The organism is Citrobacter sp. Marseille-Q6884 (genome assembly GCF_945906775.1).
In the GTDB taxonomy this organism is placed as follows: domain Bacteria; phylum Pseudomonadota; class Gammaproteobacteria; order Enterobacterales; family Enterobacteriaceae; genus Citrobacter.
Genome location: NZ_CAMDRE010000002.1, coordinates 296,526 through 317,651, shown reverse-complemented (window position 1 = coordinate 317,651; position 21,126 = coordinate 296,526). Strand labels below are relative to the sequence as shown.

Annotated in this window: 24 protein-coding genes; 8 read left to right on the top strand and 16 right to left on the bottom strand. The window is 53.5% G+C overall.

Annotation, left to right across the window (positions count from 1 at the left end; genetic code table 11):
* Positions 1-163: 163 nt before the first annotated feature.
* The 4 genes from cysK (at position 164) to crr (ending at position 4,099) form a co-directional block, all read left to right on the top strand.
* Positions 164-1,135: a cysteine synthase A gene (gene cysK, locus N7268_RS16475; RefSeq protein WP_260863730.1), complete on the top strand. Its 972-nt coding sequence runs from the start codon at positions 164-166 to the stop codon at positions 1,133-1,135.
* Positions 1,136-1,518: 383 nt separating this feature from the next.
* The gene (gene ptsH, locus N7268_RS16470; protein WP_043017126.1) at positions 1,519-1,776 is read left to right on the top strand and encodes a phosphocarrier protein Hpr; all 258 of its coding nucleotides are present in this window, start codon (positions 1,519-1,521) and stop codon (positions 1,774-1,776) included.
* A 45-nt stretch (positions 1,777-1,821) separates the two neighbouring features.
* The gene (gene ptsI / locus N7268_RS16465; RefSeq protein ID WP_260863729.1) at positions 1,822-3,549 is read left to right on the top strand and encodes a phosphoenolpyruvate-protein phosphotransferase PtsI; all 1,728 of its coding nucleotides are present in this window, start codon (positions 1,822-1,824) and stop codon (positions 3,547-3,549) included.
* Positions 3,550-3,589: 40 nt separating this feature from the next.
* On the top strand, positions 3,590-4,099 hold the full coding sequence (crr, locus tag N7268_RS16460; RefSeq protein WP_000522253.1) for a PTS glucose transporter subunit IIA: 510 nt from the start codon (positions 3,590-3,592) through the stop codon (positions 4,097-4,099).
* A 66-nt stretch (positions 4,100-4,165) separates the two neighbouring features.
* On the opposite strand, the gene N7268_RS16455 is transcribed toward crr, so the two are convergent.
* Positions 4,166-4,405, bottom strand: coding sequence for a cytoplasmic protein (locus tag N7268_RS16455; protein ID WP_198903412.1), 240 nt, complete (start codon positions 4,403-4,405; stop codon positions 4,166-4,168).
* Entirely contained in the window at positions 4,402-5,268 is an 867-nt protein-coding gene (gene pdxK, locus N7268_RS16450) for a pyridoxine/pyridoxal/pyridoxamine kinase (protein ID WP_260863728.1), read from the bottom strand. Before pdxK ends, N7268_RS16455 begins: the two co-directional genes overlap by 4 nt.
* 82 nt (positions 5,269-5,350) lie before the next feature.
* On the opposite strand from pdxK, the gene ptsJ reads away from it, so the two are divergent.
* Together ptsJ and N7268_RS16440 are read left to right on the top strand one after the other, a co-directional pair.
* On the top strand, positions 5,351-6,643 hold the full coding sequence (gene ptsJ, locus N7268_RS16445; protein ID WP_260863727.1) for a transcriptional regulator PtsJ: 1,293 nt from the start codon (positions 5,351-5,353) through the stop codon (positions 6,641-6,643).
* A 13-nt stretch (positions 6,644-6,656) separates the two neighbouring features.
* The gene (locus N7268_RS16440; protein ID WP_260863726.1) at positions 6,657-7,373 is read left to right on the top strand and encodes a type 1 glutamine amidotransferase; all 717 of its coding nucleotides are present in this window, start codon (positions 6,657-6,659) and stop codon (positions 7,371-7,373) included.
* A 51-nt stretch (positions 7,374-7,424) separates the two neighbouring features.
* On the opposite strand, the gene cysM is transcribed toward N7268_RS16440, so the two are convergent.
* The 10 genes from cysM to N7268_RS16390 form a co-directional block, all read right to left on the bottom strand.
* Positions 7,425-8,336 carry a cysteine synthase CysM gene (cysM, locus tag N7268_RS16435; protein WP_260863725.1) on the bottom strand — a complete coding sequence of 304 codons (912 nt, stop codon included), beginning with the start codon at positions 8,334-8,336 and terminating at the stop codon, positions 7,425-7,427.
* 69 nt (positions 8,337-8,405) lie between these two features.
* Positions 8,406-9,503 carry a sulfate/thiosulfate ABC transporter ATP-binding protein CysA gene (gene cysA, locus N7268_RS16430; RefSeq protein WP_198903407.1) on the bottom strand — a complete coding sequence of 366 codons (1,098 nt, stop codon included), beginning with the start codon at positions 9,501-9,503 and terminating at the stop codon, positions 8,406-8,408.
* Positions 9,493-10,368 (bottom strand): sulfate/thiosulfate ABC transporter permease CysW, encoded by an 876-nt coding sequence (cysW, locus tag N7268_RS16425; RefSeq protein WP_260863724.1) that lies wholly within the window; start codon positions 10,366-10,368, stop codon positions 9,493-9,495. The genes cysA and cysW overlap by 11 nt, the downstream gene beginning before the upstream one ends.
* Positions 10,368-11,201 (bottom strand): sulfate/thiosulfate ABC transporter permease CysT, encoded by an 834-nt coding sequence (gene cysT / locus N7268_RS16420; RefSeq protein WP_260863723.1) that lies wholly within the window; start codon positions 11,199-11,201, stop codon positions 10,368-10,370. Before cysT ends, cysW begins: the two co-directional genes overlap by 1 nt.
* The gene (gene cysP / locus N7268_RS16415; RefSeq protein WP_260863722.1) at positions 11,202-12,218 is read right to left on the bottom strand and encodes a thiosulfate/sulfate ABC transporter substrate-binding protein CysP; all 1,017 of its coding nucleotides are present in this window, start codon (positions 12,216-12,218) and stop codon (positions 11,202-11,204) included.
* 155 nt (positions 12,219-12,373) lie between these two features.
* Positions 12,374-13,165 (bottom strand): SDR family oxidoreductase UcpA, encoded by a 792-nt coding sequence (gene ucpA / locus N7268_RS16410; RefSeq protein WP_260863721.1) that lies wholly within the window; start codon positions 13,163-13,165, stop codon positions 12,374-12,376.
* 192 nt (positions 13,166-13,357) lie between these two features.
* Positions 13,358-14,257, bottom strand: a complete 900-nt coding sequence (locus tag N7268_RS16405) for a Dyp-type peroxidase (protein ID WP_260863720.1) — start codon at positions 14,255-14,257, stop codon at positions 13,358-13,360.
* Positions 14,258-14,348: 91 nt separating this feature from the next.
* Positions 14,349-14,924: an RpoE-regulated lipoprotein gene (locus tag N7268_RS16400; protein WP_198903401.1), complete on the bottom strand. Its 576-nt coding sequence runs from the start codon at positions 14,922-14,924 to the stop codon at positions 14,349-14,351.
* A 59-nt stretch (positions 14,925-14,983) separates the two neighbouring features.
* Positions 14,984-15,433: a DUF2919 domain-containing protein gene (locus N7268_RS16395; protein WP_260863719.1), complete on the bottom strand. Its 450-nt coding sequence runs from the start codon at positions 15,431-15,433 to the stop codon at positions 14,984-14,986.
* Positions 15,420-15,845 carry a GNAT family acetyltransferase gene (locus N7268_RS16390; protein ID WP_198903399.1) on the bottom strand — a complete coding sequence of 142 codons (426 nt, stop codon included), beginning with the start codon at positions 15,843-15,845 and terminating at the stop codon, positions 15,420-15,422. Before N7268_RS16390 ends, N7268_RS16395 begins: the two co-directional genes overlap by 14 nt.
* A 212-nt stretch (positions 15,846-16,057) precedes the next feature.
* Here N7268_RS16390 and amiA point away from each other — a divergent pair, with 212 nt between their 5' ends.
* A complete protein-coding gene (gene amiA / locus N7268_RS16385) occupies positions 16,058-16,927 on the top strand; it encodes an N-acetylmuramoyl-L-alanine amidase AmiA (RefSeq protein ID WP_191228355.1) in 870 nt (289 codons plus the stop codon).
* 2 nt (positions 16,928-16,929) lie between these two features.
* A complete protein-coding gene (gene hemF, locus N7268_RS16380; RefSeq protein WP_260863718.1) occupies positions 16,930-17,829 on the top strand; it encodes an oxygen-dependent coproporphyrinogen oxidase in 900 nt (299 codons plus the stop codon).
* A 78-nt stretch (positions 17,830-17,907) separates the two neighbouring features.
* On the opposite strand, the gene eutR is transcribed toward hemF, so the two are convergent.
* From eutR to eutC, 4 genes are read right to left on the bottom strand one after another with little or no spacing between them, the layout of a single operon-like run.
* Complete coding sequence (gene eutR / locus N7268_RS16375) at positions 17,908-18,960, bottom strand: HTH-type transcriptional regulator EutR (RefSeq protein WP_198903396.1); 1,053 nt, start codon at positions 18,958-18,960, stop codon at positions 17,908-17,910.
* A 48-nt stretch (positions 18,961-19,008) separates the two neighbouring features.
* The gene (gene eutK / locus N7268_RS16370) at positions 19,009-19,539 is read right to left on the bottom strand and encodes an ethanolamine utilization microcompartment protein EutK (RefSeq protein WP_198903395.1); all 531 of its coding nucleotides are present in this window, start codon (positions 19,537-19,539) and stop codon (positions 19,009-19,011) included.
* Positions 19,540-19,550: 11 nt separating this feature from the next.
* Positions 19,551-20,210: an ethanolamine utilization microcompartment protein EutL gene (gene eutL / locus N7268_RS16365; protein WP_198903394.1), complete on the bottom strand. Its 660-nt coding sequence runs from the start codon at positions 20,208-20,210 to the stop codon at positions 19,551-19,553.
* Positions 20,211-20,219: 9 nt separating this feature from the next.
* Positions 20,220-21,116, bottom strand: coding sequence for an ethanolamine ammonia-lyase subunit EutC (eutC, locus tag N7268_RS16360; protein WP_260863717.1), 897 nt, complete (start codon positions 21,114-21,116; stop codon positions 20,220-20,222).
* Positions 21,117-21,126 lie beyond the last annotated feature (10 nt).

The window sequence follows — 21,126 nt, the reverse complement described above, 5'->3', positions numbered from 1 at the left end:
TGCAAAAGTGTGTAAAACAGGGGTGGCTTATGCCGCCCCTTATTCCATACTGGTGTCTATTATTTCCCTTCAGCATATAGATATGCGAATTCCTTACTTCCCCATACTTTCTCAACAGGTATGCTGAAGCGGTATCCTAATTTCATACAGTTAAGGACAGGCCATGAGTAAGATTTTTGAAGACAACTCGCTGACTATCGGTCATACGCCGCTGGTTCGACTGAACCGTATCGGTAACGGACGCATTCTGGCGAAGGTGGAATCACGCAACCCGAGCTTTAGCGTCAAATGCCGTATCGGTGCCAATATGATTTGGGATGCCGAAAAACGTGGCGTACTGAAACCGGGTGTAGAGTTGGTGGAACCCACCAGCGGAAACACCGGGATTGCGCTGGCGTATGTTGCCGCAGCACGTGGCTACAAGCTCACGTTGACCATGCCGGAGACCATGAGCATTGAACGCCGTAAGCTGCTGAAAGCGCTGGGCGCCAATCTGGTTCTGACGGAAGGCGCAAAAGGAATGAAAGGCGCGATTCAGAAGGCCGAAGAGATTGTGGCCAGCGATCCAGACAAATTCCTGCTGCTTCAGCAGTTCAGCAACCCGGCCAACCCGGAAATCCACGAAAAAACCACCGGCCCGGAAATCTGGGAAGACACCGATGGTCAGATTGACGTGTTTATCTCCGGCGTCGGTACCGGCGGTACGCTGACCGGCGTGACCCGCTACATCAAAGGGACGAAAGGTAAAACGGATTTAATCACCGTTGCCGTCGAACCTACCGATTCTCCGGTTATCGCCCAGGCCCTGGCAGGTGAAGAGCTGAAACCAGGCCCGCACAAAATTCAGGGTATTGGCGCAGGCTTCATTCCGGGCAACCTCGATCTGAAGCTTATTGATAAAGTTGTCGCCATCACCAACGATGAGGCGATCTCTACTGCGCGTCGTTTGATGGAAGAAGAAGGTATTCTGGCGGGGATCTCTTCCGGGGCTGCTGTTGCTGCTGCGCTTAAGCTGCAGGAAGATGAAACCTTTACCAATAAGAATATAGTGGTTATTCTACCGTCATCGGGTGAGCGTTATCTGAGCACTGCACTGTTTGCCGATCTCTTCACAGAGAAAGAACTGCAACAGTAATGCCAGCATGTTAATAACGCGTAAAAAAGCACCCTTTTGGGTGCTTTTTTGTGGCCTGCTTCAAAGTTTCACCTCACCTGGCATTGATTCAGCCTGCCGGAACTGGTATTTAACCAAACTAATTATTTTGATGCGCGAAATTAATCGTTACAGGAAAAGCGATAGCTGAATCGATTTTATGATTTGGTTCAACTCTTCCTTTCGCGGCATAATGTTTAATGACGAACGAAACGTCAGCGGCAAGAAGTTGCCAGCAACGGATTGCACCGAACTCCTTTTGTGTCGCGTCCAGTTTACGCCGATGCTAACAATACAGGCTAAAGTTGAGCCGCCAGGCTAGACTTTAGTTCCACAACACTAAACCTATAAGTTGGGGAAATATAATGTTCCAGCAAGAAGTTACCATTACCGCTCCGAACGGTCTGCATACTCGCCCTGCTGCTCAGTTTGTTAAAGAAGCAAAAGGCTTTTCTTCTGAAATTACTGTGACTTCCAACGGCAAAAGCGCCAGCGCAAAAAGCCTGTTTAAACTGCAGACTCTGGGCCTGACTCAGGGAACCGTTGTTACCCTTTCCGCAGAAGGCGAAGACGAACAGAAAGCAGTTGAACATCTGGTTAAACTGATGGCTGAACTCGAGTAAGTTCAACGAGTTCTTTTAAATATCAGTCACAAGTAAGGTAGGGTTATGATTTCAGGCATTTTAGCATCCCCGGGTATCGCTTTCGGCAAAGCACTGCTGCTGAAAGAAGACGAAATCGTCATTGACCGGAAAAAAATTTCTGCCGACAAGGTTGATCAGGAAGTTGAACGTTTTCTGAGCGGTCGTGCCAAGGCATCTGCGCAACTGGAAGCGATCAAAACCAAAGCTGGTGAAACGTTCGGTGAAGAAAAAGAAGCCATCTTTGAAGGGCATATCATGCTGCTCGAAGATGAGGAGCTGGAGCAGGAAATCATAGCCCTGATTAAAGATAAGCACATGACGGCTGACGCAGCTGCGCATGAAATTATCGAAGGTCAGGCCACAGCCCTGGAAGAGCTGGATGATGAATACCTGAAAGAACGTGCGGCTGACGTACGTGACATCGGTAAACGCCTGATGCGTAACATCCTGGGTCTGGCAATTATCGACCTGAGCGCTATCCAGGACGAAGTGATTCTGGTTGCCGCTGATTTGACGCCGTCAGAAACCGCACAGCTGAACCTGCAAAAGGTGCTGGGTTTCATCACTGACGCGGGTGGACGTACCTCCCATACCTCCATTATGGCGCGTTCTCTGGAACTGCCTGCCATCGTAGGTACCGGTAGCGTCACCTCTCAGGTGAAAAACGACGACTATTTAATTCTGGATGCCGTAAACAACCAGGTTTACGTCAACCCAACCAACGACGTTATCGAGCAACTGCGTGCCGTTCAGGAGCAGGTTGCGACCGAGAAAGCGGAACTCGCTAAACTGAAAGATCTGCCGGCTATCACGCTGGACGGTCATCAGGTAGAAGTTTGCGCCAACATCGGTACCGTTCGCGACGTTGAAGGCGCTGAGCGCAATGGCGCAGAAGGCGTAGGTCTGTATCGCACCGAATTCCTGTTCATGGATCGTGAATCGCTGCCGACTGAAGAAGAACAGTTTGCTGCGTATAAAGCCGTTGCAGAAGCCTGTGGCTCTCAGGCTGTTATCGTACGTACCATGGACATTGGCGGCGATAAAGAACTGCCGTACATGAACTTCCCGAAAGAAGAGAACCCGTTCCTGGGCTGGCGTGCCGTGCGTATCGCGATGGATCGTAAAGAGATCCTGCGTGACCAGGTTCGCGCTATCCTGCGTGCCTCTGCTTTCGGCAAACTGCGCATTATGTTCCCGATGATCATCTCTGTTGAAGAAGTGCGTGCACTGCGCAAAGAGATTGAAATCTACAAACAGGAACTGCGTGACGAAGGTAAAGCATTTGACGAAAGCATCGAGATTGGCGTGATGGTGGAAACACCTGCTGCGGCAACGATTGCACGTCATTTAGCCAAAGAAGTCGATTTCTTTAGTATCGGTACCAATGATTTAACGCAGTACACCCTGGCAGTTGACCGTGGTAATGATATGATTTCACACCTTTACCAACCGATGTCGCCATCTGTTCTGACGCTGATCAAGCAAGTTATTGATGCTTCTCATGCTGAAGGCAAATGGACCGGCATGTGTGGTGAGCTTGCAGGCGACGAACGTGCTACACTTCTGTTGCTGGGGATGGGTCTGGACGAATTCTCTATGAGCGCCATTTCTATCCCGCGCATTAAGAAGATTATCCGTAACACGAACTTCGAAGATGCGAAGGTGTTAGCAGAGCAGGCTCTTGCTCAACCGACAACGGACGAGTTAATGACGCTGGTTAACAAGTTCATTGAAGAAAAAACAATCTGCTAATCCACGAGATGCGGCCCAATTTACTGCTTAGGAGAAGATCATGGGTTTGTTCGATAAACTGAAATCTCTGGTTTCTGATGATAAGAAAGACACCGGAACTATTGAGATTGTTGCTCCGCTCTCTGGCGAGATCGTCAACATCGAAGACGTGCCGGATGTAGTTTTTGCTGAAAAAATCGTTGGTGATGGCATCGCTATCAAACCAACCGGTAACAAAATGGTTGCCCCTGTTGATGGCACCATCGGCAAAATCTTTGAAACCAACCATGCGTTCTCTATCGAATCTGATAGCGGCATTGAGCTGTTTGTTCACTTCGGTATTGATACCGTTGAACTGAAAGGCGAAGGCTTCAAACGTATCGCTGAAGAAGGTCAACGCGTAAAAGTCGGTGACCCGGTAATTGAATTCGATCTGCCGCTGCTGGAAGAGAAAGCCAAGTCTACCCTGACTCCGGTTGTTATCTCCAACATGGACGAAATCAAAGAGCTGATCAAACTGTCCGGTAGCGTGACTGTGGGTGAAACCCCGGTTATCCGCATCAAGAAGTAATTCTTGCCGCAGCAGTGAAGAATGGCGCCGTTTGGCGCCATTTTTTTATCCACTTCACATCCGGTATTACAGGGCAGATGTCACCGGGCGATAACACTTCTCGCGCATCAGGATTTTCATCCCTTCCGGTCCGCTTTCCAGCATCCGTTTTTCCGAGTCAGCAACCAGCAATTCGCAGTCGTATCCTCCGGCAATACCAAACATGGCCCGCGCCACGCAAATATCTTCCAGCGCGTCTGTCCCACTGGTATCAAAATGGCCAACCATACGCCCATGCTGGCGAACCACCAGCCGATAACTCTTCATCGCGCCTCCCCTGCCGGTGGCAGAATTAACTCATCACAGCCGCACTGGTGCGTCCATGTCATGACCTCCAGCACACACTGCGCGGCATCGTGTGTCGCTGCGGTGAGTGATTTCCCTGTCACAATCCCACTCACCAGTTCAGCACAGAACAGATCGCCGGTTCCCTTAAGATCAGTTTTCACTCGCGGATGCGTGAATACCTCAACCGTTTCAGCCGTCACTACCGCGACGTTGATGACCTCCTGAGTTTCCCCGGGCGCGCTGGTGATCACGATCCATTTGAGCGTGTCAGAAAGCAGCGATTTTGCCGCCGTAATCGCTTCATCAAGGGTACGACACGGTTTTCCGCTCAACATTTGCAGTTCAAACACATTCGGCGTCAATCCCTGAGCCAGGGGTAGCAGGTAGTTGCGATAAGCTTCCGGGATTTCGGCCTTCACATACATACCGCTGTCCGTATCACCGATGACCGGATCGACCAAAATGCACAGGCCAGGATGCGTAACCAAAATGGTTTTCAGCCACTGTGCAAGCAGAACGATTTGCTCCGCGCTGCCCATATATCCCGTGGTCACCGCTTTGAGTTCACGCAAGGCGTCGCGCTCATTTAATGCGCTGAGATAACCACTAAACCAGTCAGCCGGGATAACGCCGCCGTAGAAAGTCTCATAATGTGGGGTATTACTGAATAACACCGTGGGGACCGCCGTCACCCGTAACCCCTGCGCTTTGATGGCTGGGACAGCAATACTGTTGCCTACGCTGCCATACACCACCTGTGACTGGACGGCGACGATATCGGTCTGTAACGCCCGATGCTTGTCGTCGAAGAGCACTGACTGTATTTCACTCTCCTGCTCCATTACCCTCTCCTCTCGCTGGACAGCGGGCTAACACCCCACTATTATCGTCATATGCTAAAATTCATTTTGTCATAGGTCAATAATGATCGACGGAAAAACCGCTAACGAAATTTTTGACAGTGTCCGCCAACATATCTCCACAGGCCTCCTGTCGCCTGGAGAAACGCTGCCGCCGGTGCGAGAGTTGGCTGCGGCGTTGAACGTCAACCGCAACACTGTCGCAGCGGCATATAAACGGCTGGTGACTTCCGGGCTGGCGCTCAGTCAGGGGCGAAACGGTACGGCAGTAAAGAGTATGGACTCCCCCATCGCACTTGAGGGGAGTAACCCGGACACGCCTCTGACCGATCTGTCCGGCGGCAACCCTGCCCCCGCACGTCTGCCCGATCTCAGTCGTTATTTCGCGCAAATAAATAAGAATCCGCGTTTGTATGGCGATACCGCAGTGTCGCCGGGTCTGAAGGCATGGGCAACAGACTGGATGCAGGATGCGCTACCGGGTACAGGCGAAATTGATATCACCAGCGGTGCCATTGATGCCATTGAACGTCTGCTGTGCGCACATTTGCTGCCCGGCGACAGCGTTGCCGTTGAAGACCCTTGCTTTTTGAGCAGCATCAATATGCTGCGTTATGCCGGATTTACCGCCAGCCCGGTCAATGTGGACACCGAAGGCATGCAGCCGGAGATGCTGGAGCGTGCACTGGAGAATGGGGCGCGGGCGGTCATTCTCACCCCGCGTGCGCACAATCCGACAGGATGTAGCCTGAGCGCGGCCCGTGCAGCCAGCCTGCAGGCGCTCCTGGCAAAGTATCCGCAAACACTGGTGATTATTGACGATCACTTTGCCCTGCTGTCCGCTTCCCGCTGGCATCCGGTGATTTCGGCGCAAACCAAACATTGGGCCGTGATCCGGTCAATGTCAAAAACGTTAGGCCCTGATCTGCGCCTTGCGATCGTCGCCAGCGACCCGGCTACCTCCGCTAAACTTCGCTTACGACTCAATTCCGGCAGCCAGTGGGTCAGCCATCTGTTACAGGACTTAGTCTGCGCCTGCCTGAGCGACGATGAATATCAGCGCTCTCTGGCACAGACTCAGCAGTTTTATGCCGCTCAACAACAAAAACTTGCCCACGCCCTCAGACTACAGGGGATTGAGGTACATGCCGGTGATGGCCTGAACCTGTGGCTACCACTGGAAAAACATAGCCAGCCGCTTGCCTTCGCGCTGGCGAAATCAGGCTGGTTGGTACGTGAAGGTGAAGTGTTCGGCCTTAACACCCCTTCACACGGTCTGCGCATTACGCTGTCAACATTAGAGGACAGCGATATGACTAAGCTGGCGGCTGATATCCATCAGGCGCTGCAGCGCTAACAGGAGAGAAAACGTGCGAGTTCACTTTGTTATTCATGAGTCATTTGAATCTGCTGGCGCTTACCTGCCATGGGCCACAGAGCGTGGTTATACCCTCAGCTGGTCGCGCGTTTACGCCGGAGAAGCGGTTCCCGCCAATGCAGAGGGTTTCGATATGCTGGTCGTGTTTGGGGGTCCGCAGTCACCACGCACCACGCGTGAAGAGTGCCCGTATTTTGACTCTCAGGCCGAACAACACCTAATCAACCAGGCCGTTTCCGCCCGTAAAATTGTAGTTGGGATCTGTTTAGGTTCACAGCTGATTGGTGAAGCGCTGGGTGCGAAAGTGTGCCAAAGCCCGGAAAAAGAGATTGGTCATTACCCCATTACGCTGACGGAAGCGGGCAAGCAACATCCGCTTATTGCCCACTTTGGTTCGCCGTTGATGGTCGGTCACTGGCACAATGATATGCCGGGATTGACAGACCAGGCGACAATCCTCGCGACAAGCGAAGGCTGTCCGCGTCAAATCGTGCAATACGGTAATTTTGTCTATGGCTTCCAGTGTCATATGGAGTTCACCGCTGAAGCGGTAGAAGGCCTGATACTGCACTCGGAGCAGGAACTGGCCGAGGCGAAAGGAAAGCGTTTTATTCGCTCAGTGGCTGAAATGCGTGAATGGGATTATCAGCAGATGAATGAAAAACTCTGGCAGTTCCTCGACCTGCTGGTAGAGAAACACCGCGGGTAATGGACAGAGATGCCGGATGGCGCTGCGACGATCTGGCATCTCTTAACGACGTTAAATCCCGGCACCCTGGTTAAAGTGTTCTTCGCCAAAGACCCCCGTTGAAAGATAGCGGTCGCCACGATCGCAGATGATCGCCACCGCCACCGCTCCCGGATTCGCTTTTGCAATCCGCATCGCACCGGCCACGGCACCGCCCGAGCTGACGCCGCAGAAAATGCCTTCACGCACCGCCAGTTCACGCATGGTGTTTTCTGCATCGTTCTGATGAATATCTAAAACTTCATCGACCAACGCGGCGTTAAAAATGCCGGGCATATATTCCGCAGGCCAGCGGCGAATGCCGGGAATACTGCTCCCTTCTTCCGGCTGCAGGCCAACAATTGTGACCGGTTTTTCCTGTTCGCGCAGAAAACACGACACGCCCGTAATGGTGCCTGTGGTGCCCATACTGGAGACAAAATGCGTAATGCGGCCTGAGGTCTGCTGCCAGATTTCTGGCCCGGTGGTCGTGTAATGCGCATACGGATTATCGGGATTGTTAAACTGATCGAGCAGCTTTCCTTCGCCGCGCTCAGCCATTTCCAGTGCCAAATCGCGGGCGCCTTCCATTCCTTGCTCTTTGCTGACCAGAATCAGTTCAGCGCCATAAGCACGCATTGCCGAACGTCGCTCCTGACTCATGTTATCCGGCATCAGCAGCTTCATGCGGTAGCCTTTCAATGCCGCAATCATTGCCAGCGCAATACCGGTATTCCCGCTGGTTGCCTCAATCAGCACGTCGCCTGGCTTAATCTCCCCGCGCTTTTCCGCTTCGACGATCATCGATAACGCCGCCCGGTCTTTCACCGATCCCGCCGGATTATTCCCTTCCAGCTTGACCCAAATTTCACTGCCGTTATCCGGCGTAAGGCGTTGCAGTTTGACCAGAGGTGTATTGCCAATTGTTTGTTCTAATGTGTTCACGAGCACTGTCCATAAAAAAGCCCGGATCGCGGAATGCGCCTCCGGGCGATAAACATACGAATTAAGCTATCAGGCCGATTCTGCCAGAGCAAGCTCCGCTTCACGCGTTTCAATGCGCTGATCGCCATGATACAGACGCGCATTTTGCAGCCCGACAAACAGCCGCTCGCCGCGGCTCGGGGTATCATCGCCCTGCATCACCACCGTCAGCGGTTCGTTATACCACCCCAGCGGCTGCACAACTAATTGGGTGTAGTGACCTTTCGGGCTGGCTTCCAGTACCTGGACAGGCAAAGGAGAATCCAGGCTGGTACGGCGGCTCACATCCACTTCCCATGGGCGCAGGAACAAATCGACAGGTCCCTGATACCCAGGCGTATAGCCCAGCGGCCAACGATGCGCGCCCACATGGAACTGCCCACCGCGAATCGTCCCCTGCAGGCGATTAACCTCGCCCATAAATTCCAGCACAAAGCGGGTTGCCGGTTCGCGCCATACCTGATCCGGCGCATCAGCCTGCTCGATATGCCCCTGACTCATCACCACCACGCGGTCAGCCACTTCCGTCGCCTCTTCCTGGTCGTGTGTCACAAACACGCTGGTGAACTTCAGCTCTTCGTGTAACTGACGCAGCCAGCGACGCAGTTCTTTACGCACCTGCGCATCGAGCGCGCCGAAGGGTTCATCAAGCAGCAGGATCTGCGGCTCTACCGCCAGCGCACGCGCCAGTGCAACACGCTGTTTTTGCCCACCGGAAAGCTGCGCCGGGAAGCGTTCCGCCAGATGAGCCAGTTGCACCATTTCCAGTAATTTAGTGACCTTCGCTTTAATCGCCGCGGCATTCGGACGCTCGCGACGTGGCAATACCGTCAAACCGAACGCGATATTGTCGAAGACGGTCATATGGCGAAACAGGGCGTAATGCTGAAAGACGAAACCGACTTTCCGGTCACGGGCATGCAGACGACTGACGTCAGTACCGTGAAAACGGATATGCCCACTGGACTGATGCTCCAGCCCGGCAATAATGCGCAGCAACGTGGTTTTACCCGAGCCGGAAGGCCCCAGCAGCGCGACCATCTGACCTGAAGGAATATCCAGTGAGATATCGTTCAGCACCTGGGTGCGACCAAAAGACTTCTTAATATTGGCAATCTCAATGCTCATGATTTTCCTCCTGCTGCGCGCGTTTTTCCTGGTTCTCCAGACGCCATTGCAGCATGCTCTTCAAAAACAAGGTAACGATCGCCATCAGCGTTAATAACGCCGCGGCGGTAAAGGAGCCGACGGCGTTGTAGTCCTGCTCCAGTAATTCAATCTGTAACGGCAGCGACAGCGTTTCGCCGCGAATCGAACCGGATACCACCGATACCGCGCCAAACTCGCCAATTGCGCGAGCATTGGTCAGCACCACGCCATAAAGCAGCGCCCAGCGGATATTAGGCAACGTCACGCGACGGAACATCTGCCAGCCGGAGGCGCCAAGTAAGATCGCCGCCTCATCCTCCTGACTGCCCTGGCTTAGCATGACCGGCACCAGCTCTCGCACCACAAATGGACACGTCACGAAGATGGTGACCAGCACCATGCCCGGCCACGAGAACATGACCTGCAGGTTGTGTTCATCCAGCCAGCCACCGAGCGGACCGTTAGAGCCGTAAAACAGCAGATAGACCAGACCAGCCACAACCGGCGACACGGCAAACGGGATATCCAGCAACGTCAACAGCAACTGGCGTCCAGGAAAGTTAAAGCGGGTCACCAGCCAGGCCAGCAACACGCCAAACACCAGGTTCACCGGCACCGCAATCAGCGCAATCAGTACCGTCAGCCAGATGGCATGCAGCATGTCCGGATCGGCCAGGTTCTGTAACACCGGCATCAGGCCTTTGCTGAACGCGTGCACGAAGATATAGATCATCGGCACCAGCAGGATGAGCACAGACACCAGCATCCCCGTGCCGATCAGAAACCATTTACCCCAGTTGATACGGGGTGCGCCATAGCGTTTCAATTGCGTTATCTCGGCCATCAGTGACCTACCACACGTCGCCCAAAGCGACTTTGCAGGGTGTTAATCGAAAACAGCAGCAACAACGACGCACCGAGGATCACCGAAGCGATCGCGCTGGCGGCCGGGTAGTCAAACTCCTGCAAGCGAACAAAAATCATCAGCGAGGTCACTTCCGTTTTCCAGGCGATGTTCCCGGCGATAAAGATAACGGCGCCAAACTCGCCCAGACTACGGGTGAAAGAGAGCGCAACGCCCGCAACCAGCGCCGGGGAAAGCTCCGGTAAAACCACTTTGCGAAAACTCTGCCAGCGGGTTGCGCCCAGCGTTTCCGCCGCTTCTTCATACTCCGGGCCTAACTCTTCCAGTACCGGCTGCACGGTACGAACGACAAACGGAATACTGGTAAAAGCCATCGCCACCGCAATACCGAGCCAGGTGTACGTCACTTTGATATCAAACTTCGCCAGCCACTCGCCGTAAAACCCGTTGACCGAGAACAGAGAAGCCAACGTTAAACCGGCCACCGCCGTTGGCAGCGCAAACGGTAAATCCATCAGCGCATCCAGCAGCGTACGTCCCGGAAAGCGATAGCGGGTTAAGACCCACGCCATCAACAGACCGAAAACGCCGTTAAAAATGGATGCCACAAACGCTGACAGCAGCGTCACTTTATAGGCCGCCACAACCTGTGGATTGGTAATCACATCCCAGTATTGCGCCCAGCTCATTTGCGCCAGTTGCATTACCAGCGCACTGAGCGGCAGCAGCAATATCAGGCAGACAAACAGTAAGCTGGTGCCCAGGCTTAAGGTAAAGCCGGGCAGCACGCGCCGGGAAGAAACAGAAAACATTTACTTACGCCCCGCCGCTAACAGCTTGTCTAACTCACCGCCGCTGGTGAAGTGGGTTTTCATGACTTCCGGCCATGAGCCAAACTTATCCTCTACGCGGAACAGCGCTGTCTGCGGAAATTTATCTTTCAGCTTATTCATGACTTCCGGGTTGTTCACACGGTAGTAGTAATCCGTAATGATGGTCTGTGCCTGCGGGCTGTAGAGCCAGTTCAAATACGCCTTCGCCGCTTTTTCGGTGCCATTGGCCTGGACGTTTTTATCCACCCAGGCGACCGGGAATTCAGCAAGAATATTGGTTTTCGGGATAACGACTTCAAACCCCTGCGCTTCATACTGCTTACGAATGTTGTTCACTTCTGATTCAAAGCTGATCAGTACGTCGCCCAGACCACGCTCGGCAAACGTCGTCGTCGCACCGCGGCCGCCGGTATCAAATACCTCAACATTTTTCAGAAACTGCGTCATAAACTGTTCGGTTTTGGCTTTATCGCCACCGTCAGCGTTATCCGCCGCGCCCCATGCCGCTAAGTAGGTATAACGCGCATTACCGGAGGTTTTCGGGTTCGGGAAAATGAGCTTCACATCGGTTCTGACCAGGTCGTTCCAGTCATGGATATTCTTCGGATTACCCTTGCGAACCAGGAAGCCCATGGTGGAATAGAATGGCGAGCTGTTATTTGGCAGACGCGACTGCCAGTCCGCTGGAATTAATTTTCCTTTGTCATGCAGGATCTGCACATCTGTCACCTGGTTATAGGTCACGACATCAGCTTTTAACCCCTGCAGAATCGCCAGCGCCTGTTTTGATGACCCGGCATGAGATTGTTTTATCGTCAGCGCATCGCCGCCATTATCCTTCGCCCATTGCTGCTCAAACGGCGGGTTAAGGGCGGCAAACAGCTCGCGGGAGACATCGTATGAACTGTTCAGCAGTTCCGTTGCCTGCGCCTGACCCACCAGCAACAGCAGTGCCGCCAGCGTCAGATTTCTTTTTTTCAGTAAGTTAACGGCCATTGCGCACCCTTATAAATTAAATGACTTTCTATTGGTCATCATATTTATAACGAGTGCTAAAGGAGTAACGGTTTTATATACCGTTTGATGATTTGAAAGTTGAAAAGAGAATAAGGGTACCTCCCCCCCAGTCGCGGGGAGGAGACAGGCGTCGGTCAGACGCCAACGCTCACGCTTTCAGGCAGGGTACTGCCGCCATCAATCACGTTTTGCGTGCCAGTTAAATAGCTGGACTCATCCGATGCCAGGAACGCCGCCAGTTCGCCAACTTCGAGCGGGCATGCCAAACGACGCATCGGGATCGCTTTCGCCATTTCGGTTAATACCGATTCAGGATCGTCCGGGTTGGACTGACGCGCAATATTTTCCGCCATCGGCGTGCGTACGTAGCCAGGGCAAATGGCATTGACGCGAATGCCGGACTGCGCATATTCCACGGCCAGGGATTTGGTTAAGCCGATAATCGCAGCTTTCGACAATGCATACGCCGTTTCGCCTGGATCGGCCACCATATCACCGGTCACGGATGACATCATCACGATGCGTCCGTCTTTACGCGCAATCATCTCCGGCAGAACGGCTTTCGTGACGTTCCAGACACCTTTGATGTTGATATCAATATGGAAGTCGCGATCTTCATCGCTCATTTCAAGGAAGCTGCCAAGGCGACATACGCCCGCATTGTTGACCAGAATATCGATTTTGCCTTCACTCTTTTTCGCACGTGCTACCGCCGCCGCAACGGAAGCAAAATCTCTGACGTCTGCGTGAACCGCTGTACAACGATGACCACGTCCTCCCAGTTCATCCGCCAGTTTTTCAATCTCATCGGAGATATCCAGCAAGATTAAGTTCGCGCCATGGCGTGCAAACGTTCTGGCGATCCCTTCGCCAATGCCCTGAGATGCGCCTGTAATCAATGCTGTTTTGCCCGTGAGTTTTCCCATTTCAATCTTCTCCTTTTGATTATGGAGCCTTACACTCCATTAACGCAGAAGATACAGCAATAACAAATTGGTGCTGAGGAATAGCTCACTAAATCAGGTTAATCTCAGATAAAAAAATCCCCGCGCGTGCGGGGATGGGGATTTGCGCGTAGGCCTGATACAGCGTTCACGCCGCTATCCGGCAAGGCAATATCACAGCGCCAACAGACGATCCAGGGACGGCGCGAAGTAGTAACCGCCGGTCACCGGTTTGGTGAAACGCAGCATGGCATCACGTTTACCGTCGGTATCGCCGAACATGCTCAACAGTTGTTGTTCGATGTTGTACAGACGCGCACAGTAAGCGCAGAAGTAGAGACCGTGCGTACCGCTGGCGGTACCGTACGGCAGGCTTTGGCGAACAATCTTCAGCCCTTTACCTTCTTCTTTGAGATCCACACGGCTCAGGTGAGAAGTCGCTGGACGGTCATCGCCGTCGATCTCTTCGTTGGCTTCCTTGGTACGACCGATCATCATCTCCTGGTCGTGGATGCTCATGCGGTTAAGCTGCTTGAGATTGTGTTCCCAACGCTGTACGAACACATAGCTGCCGCCAGCATCGACGCCATCTTTGATGACCGCAACTTCACGGCGCGTTTCTTCCCCTGCCGGGTTTTCCGTGCCATCCACAAAACCGCTCAGATCGCGTTCTTCTACCCAGCGGAAACCGTGGATCTCTTCTTTCACGTCGATGCAGTCGCCAAACGCGTCCATCGCTGCCTGCGCAACGGAGAAATTCACGTCATGGCGCAGGGAAAGGATATGGATCAGCACGTCATACTGGGTTGCTGGCGCGAGGCCTTTACCGTAAGGGATAAAATCCTTTAACTCTTCCGCGCCAACGCCACCGCTCAATGCACGCCAGGTTTTGTTACCGAATGCGACCACTGCCCCCAGATGCGCATCCGGGAATTTCGCTTCAAAGGTTGCCAGCTTATCGGCAAACGCTTTGCTGGCCGCACGCAGGGCCTCGACATCACCTTTTACATTGGCTTCAATCCAAATCGCCGCACGGCAATGTTCTGGCAAAATGCCACTCTGAACCTGAGACATTGTTCCTCCTGAAAAAAAGCTGCCACGACATCGTGGCATTGATGGTCCTATTCTACCCGTTTTTTAGTAAGCCGATTTGTTCAGACGCAAATTAACGCCGCCAGATAATTTTGCTTACTTTCCAGTCTTTCAGCGTATCATCCGACGGCATTAAACCTTCAGGCCCGCTCCAGTCACCGGAAAAGACATAGCTAATATGTTGACTTCCTTCAGCTTTACACTCAACGCTGGCGCTGTCGTCCCCGGTCGCTTTCTGGCAATGTCCGAACGCTTTAGTGTAAAGGTCGCTAAACGGTGTACCGATTTCTACACCCGCTGCTGACGAAATATCGCTGTCCAGCACATCAATTCGATTGATGGTTCCCTGGTCGCCATTGATCACCATCGCCACCTTGTCGCCTTTCATTGCTTCATAAAAGCGCACCACGTTGCCGTTATCGGTTTTCATACCGCTGCGCAGGCGATAATCGCCATCCAGCGCATCAGCAATGGTTTTTTCATCCAGTGTCGTCGCGCCGGTGAGCGTACCCACGCCCTGCTCAGTGACCTCGGTTGAAGAACCAAACCAGTTCCATGGATTCGCGGCAGACCAGTTTACCGACGAAAGCGTAGAGCAGCCGGTCAACACCAGCGGTATCGCGCATAAAGTCAAACGCAGTGATTTCATTTCACTTCCTTCCTTATTTATCGACGCTGCTTTGAGTCCGGTTTCACAGAAAAGTGCCGTTATTCTTTTTCGGGAGAAAAACAGGCTCGCAGACGTTGATTGGTTAACAACCACACCAGCGCGACGATATCGGCCACCAGCAGCGCCAGCCCCACGCCATTAACAGGATCTCCGCCAAACCACAAAACCGGCTGCCAGCAGAGCAGTACCAGTTGGGCCAGAATCAGCCCTCCGCGTAATCCGCGCCATAATGCTGGAAACGCAAAGCGTCGCCCGCTGAGCAAAAATGCCAGCACCGCCGGAACGCCGGGAAGTAACCCCAGCCAGAATGCATCATGGTCGGGGTAAAACAGATTCAGTAATGTGTTGCCCTGCTCACGGGACGATCCGGCAATGACAAACAGCACCCAGGTTCGCGCCTGAAGCAGCAACACGCACCAGAAGAGAAAAGGCAGACGCAGGCGACCATGACCGTCATAGTCGGCGGGATGGAACTCAGTACTCTTCATCTTCGATCAAGCGTTTGCCCAGATTGAGCACATCGTTATGTTCATATCCCAGACGTTCATACATGCCCAGCACGACGTCGTTATCGTCACGCACGATGATTTGAATCTTCGGGCAACCGCGGGCAATGAGCTTTTTCTCCAGCCGGTTGAGCAGCGCATTGGCAATGCCGCGGCCACGAAATTCGGGATGTACGCCCAGATAATAGGCTGAACCACGGTGACCGTCATAGCCACCCATCACCGTGCCGACCACTTCACCGTTCACTTCAGCGACAAGGAACAAGCTGACGTCGTGATTCACTTTACGTTCAATGTCCATTTCGGGATCGTTCCATGGACGCAGCAGATCACAGCGCTCCCAGAGGGTGATCACCTCTTCGAAATCTTCCTGGCGAAAAACGCGTATTTCCATGGTATTGGTTTCCTTTTCAGGACGTTAAAAAGCGATTATGGCGCGAACCGCTGATTTAGCCAATATCTGACGCGAAGCGGCAGAAAAAATGGCATAATACGGAACTGTCACGTATTGAAATGAAAAGTAAAACAATTCTTATCCTGATCCGTCGCAACGGACTACGCGATACGATATAACGTCTGGAACATTATTTTTACAACTCAGGCCGTATGAGCACTTTTAAACCACTAAAAACACTCACATCGCGCCGCCAGGTGCTGAAAGCCGGGCTGGCCGCCCTGACGCTGTCAGGCATGTCGCAAGCCATCGCAAAAGAAGAAGCGCTAAAAACCAGCAATGGTCACAGCAAACCGAAGGCAAAAAAATCAGGCGCCAAGCGCGTGGTTGTCCTTGATCCTGGTCACGGAGGCATTGATACCGGTGCGATTGGCCGCAACGGGTCGAAGGAAAAACACGTGGTGCTGGCGATTGCCAAAAACGTGCGCTCCATTTTACGCAACCAGGGGATTGATGCCCGCCTGACCCGCTCTGGCGATACGTTTATTCCTCTGTACGACCGCGTCGAGATTGCCCACAAGCATGGTGCCGATCTGTTTATGTCGATCCACGCCGACGGGTTTACGAATCCGAGCGCGGCGGGTGCGTCGGTCTTTGCCTTATCCAATCGCGGAGCCAGTAGCGCCATGGCTAAGTATCTGTCCGATCGTGAAAACCGCGCCGATGAAGTCGCCGGAAAAAAGGCGACCGATAAAGATCATTTGCTCCAGCAGGTACTGTTCGATCTGGTGCAGACCGATACCATCAAAAACAGCCTGACGCTGGGTTCGCATATTCTTAAGAAAATCAAACCGGTGCACCGTCTGCACAGTCGCAGTACGGAACAAGCCGCCTTCGTGGTGCTAAAATCACCTTCAATTCCTTCGGTGTTGGTTGAAACCTCGTTTATTACCAACCCGGAAGAAGAAAGGCTGCTGGGCACGACGGCGTTTCGCCAGAAAATCGCCACCGCTATCGCCAATGGCATCATCAGCTATTTCCACTGGTTTGATAACCAGAAAGCACATTCGAAGAAACGTTAATCATGAAGCCCGATGCACAGCGCGTGAAACAGTTCCTGCTCAGTTTGCAGGATGATATTTGCCAGCAATTATCCGCCGTAGACGGCGCTGAATTTGTTGAAGACAGCTGGCAGCGCGAAGCGGGTGGCGGCGGGCGCAGCCGGGTGCTGCGTAACGGCTCAATCTTTGAACAAGCGGGAGTGAATTTCTCCCACGTTCACGGTGACGCAATGCCCGCCTCCGCTACCGCCCATCGACCTGAACTTGCCGGGCGCAGCTTTGAAGCAATGGGCGTATCGCTGGTTGTGCATCCGCTCAATCCTTATCTTCCCACCAGCCATGCTAACGTCCGGTTTTTTATTGCTGAGAAACCCGGAGCCGATGCCGTCTGGTGGTTTGGTGGCGGCTTTGATTTAACGCCCTACTACGGCTTTGAAGAGGATGCCATTCACTGGCACCGTACCGCGCGCGATTTGTGTTTACCGTTTGGCGAAGACGTTTATCCGCGTTACAAAAAGTGGTGCGATGACTACTTTTTCCTCAAACACCGTAATGAGCAGCGCGGTATTGGCGGTCTGTTCTTTGACGATCTCAATACGCCTGACTTCGACCACTGTTTCAGCTTTATGCAGGCCATTGGCAAAGGGTATACCGATGCCTACCTGCCTATCGTTGAGCGTCGAAAAGCGATGCGCTGGGGCGAGCGTGAGCGTAACTTCCAGCTTTATCGGCGTGGGCGTTATGTCGAGTTCAATCTGGTGTGGGATCGCGGTACGTTGTTTGGCCTGCAGACCGGCGGGCGTACCGAATCAATTTTGATGTCGATGCCGCCGCTGGTGCGGTGGGAATATGACTGGCAGCCTGAAGCGAACAGCCCGGAAGCTGCCCTCAGCGACTTTATTCAAGTGCGCGACTGGGTCTGATCCCAGACCCTCTTTTCCCCTGGCCGGATAAGACGCGCAAGCGTCGCCTCCGGCACAACATTCACACCCCGGTGCCCATTACGCCCACTGGCGCATGCGCTGGTGCAGAGTCAGTGACGGTTTCTCCGCAAACAGCTGCTGGTAATCGGTGGCGAACTGCCCTAAGTGCCAGAATCCCCACTGCATAGCAGCATCTTTTACCGTCGTACTCTGTGACCACGGGCTGATAAGCTCACGGCGCACCGCATTCAGACGAATGCGTTTTAACCAGGCATTAGGTCCGATGCCGAGGATGGCATGAAACGCATTTTGCAACGTACGGCGACTGACATGTAGCTGGTTGCACAGGTCAAGCACGGTCAGCGGCTCAGACATATTTTCCAGCACATATTCACGCGCACGCGACAGTAGCCGACGGTAGCTCTGATGGCTGATGCTCTCGGCAGTCATGATCGGCTGCGCCTCTTCCAGCATAGTGCCCATTGCCAGCAGCAGGTTATCGCCTAACACTTTACGCACCGCAGGCTGGCGAAGATTCTCCGGATTTTCGCTGAACGTGGCCAGCGCCTGCTGCACAAAGCCCCACAGCGCCGCTTTATGTTGCTCTTTCACTTCCAGCGCAGACTGGTTACGCAACATATGCAGCACCCTTTCCGGGTTATGCAGGAAGTTGGCCTGACGGGCAATCGCCTCTTCGGAGATCACGACGCCAAGAATGGTGTAATCGTCCGGCGTACTCAGTTCAAACTCCGTCCCTCCCGGGCGGGTCGCGATTTCTGCGCTGCCAAGACATTGGGTACCAATAAAACCCTGCTCGCCGCGCGTTGCCGGAATGCCAAACCAAAAGGAATTCGGCCAGACAAGACACGACTGACGCAAGGCCAGACCGGTGTATTCACGGAACACCTGAATATCATCGAGCAGGATTTCCGTGAACTCGCCATGAAATTTCCCCGGATGAAGCTGATCGTAGATCTGCTGCCAGGCAGTAATAGTCAGAGCATGCTCATACACATCCGTTGTTCGCCGCTGGTGAACGTTGTCCACCTCCACTTTCGGCGTCAGTTTAACGTCTTCGGGTAATACTTCATGATAAAGATGGTGCAGGTTTGCAGTACGGTTCTTTTTCATGATCTTTTAAGCCGGAAGCTTCTCTGAAGCTCCCGGCCCTCCGACAGGTTAATTTTTTAAGCGATAGCGACTACTGCGTTTACGCAACGCTCCGCCAGAAAAGAGCTGCTCCAGCGCATTTCTGGCTTCATCAAGTGACCAACTAAAGTGCGCGGCCACTTCCCCTGCCGTCATTCCCTGACGGACAGATCCTAACAGCGCCAGTAATTCCTTAGCGGATTCAGATGTCACGGGGGTTTCCTGTGCTTTCTCTGATTTCACGTCTGGCTTCGGTACTGGTTTCGGTTCTGCTTTTTTCGGCGCACGCTTAAAACCGCCGATCAGCCACTGGGTGTCATCGTCCGGCCGCCCTATTTCCTTGCGGCTGATGACACGGCCTGTACGCTGTGCCGCAGCACTGCCGGCATCCAGCGCCGCACGACACGCCGCCAGATCGCCTTCCACCACCAGCGTCAGCCTGCCAGGATCGAGCACTTCGTGGCTTAACAGACGCACGTTCGCGGCCTTTAACATGGCATCCGCCGCGTCTACGGCAGCCACCATGCCATCCACTTCCAGTAATCCCAGTGCATTGATCATCGCAACCTCTCTTACGCACGCTGTACCGGATTACGGGCAATATCCAGAACGGCATCGGCAAAGGCGTTACACGCGGCTTTACAGGCAGCCTGACTACCGGTCAAAAATGCTGCCGAATAGTTCGTTTCTGACGGCGGTGGTACGTAAGTGACCAGTTGTACATCGGCAGATTTCAACGCAGCATCAATACCAAATGTCGCTTCCAGCGGTGGCGCCACCAGATAAGCCATTGGATCGCCAAGCCGACATCCCGCCGTGGCGGAAAGATAGGAACCGGTACGCGAGACTACGTGCGCGAGAAACGCGGTGTTTTCTGCATCATTCGCCCACTGGAACGCTGCGCCGCTTTCAATATTGGCCACCATCGCATCCAGACCCGCACGGACTTCCGCCGGGTTCGGTCCGCCGAGCATAATCAGCACTTCACCTGCGGTTGGAGAGGGACCGTGCGCCGCACCGGCATACAGCGAGCGGCCATAAACCACTTCCACCATTGCCTGTTTTGTCGCTTCGTCAGCGGCAATATACGCGACATCATCAGAATCTGCCGTGATGAGTCCGAGGCTACGTATATGTGGTGGCAATTTAAGTTCGCGGGCAAAACCGTCATTTACCGAGGCAATCACGCGCATCGCGGTGACTGAAGGTCTAATCAAATCTAATGCTGGCATGATGCCTCCTTAACGGGTCATATTGATGCCGGATGCTTTTTGTTCCAGCATGCGTTTGGCCAAATCCACAATTACCGCAGCCGCTTCAACCGGTGGTGTACCGCCATGGTGAATGTTCGAAATGCAGGTTCTGTCAGCTTCTACGGTGGTCGCTACGCGCGGTGAATAGACGGCGTAGCAGGAAAGGCTTTCTGACTGCCCCAGCCCCGGACGTTCACCGACCAGCAGAATCACCACTTTCGCGCCCAGCAGTTCGCCAATCTGATCTTCAATTTTCACGCGGCCATAACGAACAAAGAACGGCGTGCCCACCTTCAGCCCGGCCTGTTTTAAACCGGACAACAGCGGCGGCAGGATCTCTTCGTAGTTTGCGGTGATGGCATCGGTAGACAGGCCATCGGACACAATCACCTGAACATCCGGGTTCGCCACACACTGCGATTTCAGCGCATCTACCGCTTCCGCACTCAGGCGACGCCCCAAATCCGGGCGAGTCAGGTAGAGGTTTTTGTCACTGATTTCTGAGCGTACTTCCAGCAGCCCCTGGGCTTTCACCCACTCTTCAGGCACTTCTTTCAGAACGGTATCTTTCGAACGTGAGTGGTCAGCCAGGAAACGCAACAGCGCCTGAGTACGCGGACGTGGGCCCGCGCGGCCAGTACAGACGCGCGCAGCGGTACTGCGGCGCAGTTCAGTTAACACTTCAGCACGGTGCGGATTTTCAACGCCAATCCACGCTTTGGCTTCGGCTGAGCCTAAGTCCATCGCGCAGCTTTCACCGGTGGGTGCGGCACATTGTGTCGTACTGCAATTTGCTGGTGCTGATGGCGCTTGAGCCTGCGGTTGCGACTCACCCATTGACGCCATTACATTGCGTACAATTTCTTCAATCTGTTTTTGATCCATCGTAAGTCAT

What these genes read in the sequence shown, in the direction of transcription:
- N7268_RS16400 (WP_198903401.1), bottom strand. Translation starts at nt 14,924, where the DNA reads ATGAAATCACTGCGTTTGACTTTATGCGCGATACCGCTGGTGTTGACC.
- ptsH (WP_043017126.1), top strand. Translation starts at nt 1,519, where the DNA reads ATGTTCCAGCAAGAAGTTACCATTACCGCTCCGAACGGTCTGCATACT.
- N7268_RS16390 (WP_198903399.1), bottom strand. Translation starts at nt 15,845, where the DNA reads ATGGAAATACGCGTTTTTCGCCAGGAAGATTTCGAAGAGGTGATCACC.
- crr (WP_000522253.1), top strand. Translation starts at nt 3,590, where the DNA reads ATGGGTTTGTTCGATAAACTGAAATCTCTGGTTTCTGATGATAAGAAA.
- hemF (WP_260863718.1), top strand. Translation starts at nt 16,930, where the DNA reads ATGAAGCCCGATGCACAGCGCGTGAAACAGTTCCTGCTCAGTTTGCAG.
- cysT (WP_260863723.1), bottom strand. Translation starts at nt 11,201, where the DNA reads ATGTTTTCTGTTTCTTCCCGGCGCGTGCTGCCCGGCTTTACCTTAAGC.
- N7268_RS16395 (WP_260863719.1), bottom strand. Translation starts at nt 15,433, where the DNA reads ATGAAGAGTACTGAGTTCCATCCCGCCGACTATGACGGTCATGGTCGC.
- eutL (WP_198903394.1), bottom strand. Translation starts at nt 20,210, where the DNA reads ATGCCAGCATTAGATTTGATTAGACCTTCAGTCACCGCGATGCGCGTG.
- ptsJ (WP_260863727.1), top strand. Translation starts at nt 5,351, where the DNA reads ATGATCGACGGAAAAACCGCTAACGAAATTTTTGACAGTGTCCGCCAA.
- N7268_RS16405 (WP_260863720.1), bottom strand. Translation starts at nt 14,257, where the DNA reads ATGTCTCAGGTTCAGAGTGGCATTTTGCCAGAACATTGCCGTGCGGCG.
- cysP (WP_260863722.1), bottom strand. Translation starts at nt 12,218, where the DNA reads ATGGCCGTTAACTTACTGAAAAAAAGAAATCTGACGCTGGCGGCACTG.
- cysA (WP_198903407.1), bottom strand. Translation starts at nt 9,503, where the DNA reads ATGAGCATTGAGATTGCCAATATTAAGAAGTCTTTTGGTCGCACCCAG.
- ptsI (WP_260863729.1), top strand. Translation starts at nt 1,822, where the DNA reads ATGATTTCAGGCATTTTAGCATCCCCGGGTATCGCTTTCGGCAAAGCA.
- pdxK (WP_260863728.1), bottom strand. Translation starts at nt 5,268, where the DNA reads ATGGAGCAGGAGAGTGAAATACAGTCAGTGCTCTTCGACGACAAGCAT.
- eutR (WP_198903396.1), bottom strand. Translation starts at nt 18,960, where the DNA reads ATGAAAAAGAACCGTACTGCAAACCTGCACCATCTTTATCATGAAGTA.
- eutC (WP_260863717.1), bottom strand. Translation starts at nt 21,116, where the DNA reads ATGGATCAAAAACAGATTGAAGAAATTGTACGCAATGTAATGGCGTCA.
- eutK (WP_198903395.1), bottom strand. Translation starts at nt 19,539, where the DNA reads ATGATCAATGCACTGGGATTACTGGAAGTGGATGGCATGGTGGCTGCC.
- cysW (WP_260863724.1), bottom strand. Translation starts at nt 10,368, where the DNA reads ATGGCCGAGATAACGCAATTGAAACGCTATGGCGCACCCCGTATCAAC.
- ucpA (WP_260863721.1), bottom strand. Translation starts at nt 13,165, where the DNA reads ATGGGAAAACTCACGGGCAAAACAGCATTGATTACAGGCGCATCTCAG.
- N7268_RS16455 (WP_198903412.1), bottom strand. Translation starts at nt 4,405, where the DNA reads ATGAAGAGTTATCGGCTGGTGGTTCGCCAGCATGGGCGTATGGTTGGC.
- amiA (WP_191228355.1), top strand. Translation starts at nt 16,058, where the DNA reads ATGAGCACTTTTAAACCACTAAAAACACTCACATCGCGCCGCCAGGTG.
- cysK (WP_260863730.1), top strand. Translation starts at nt 164, where the DNA reads ATGAGTAAGATTTTTGAAGACAACTCGCTGACTATCGGTCATACGCCG.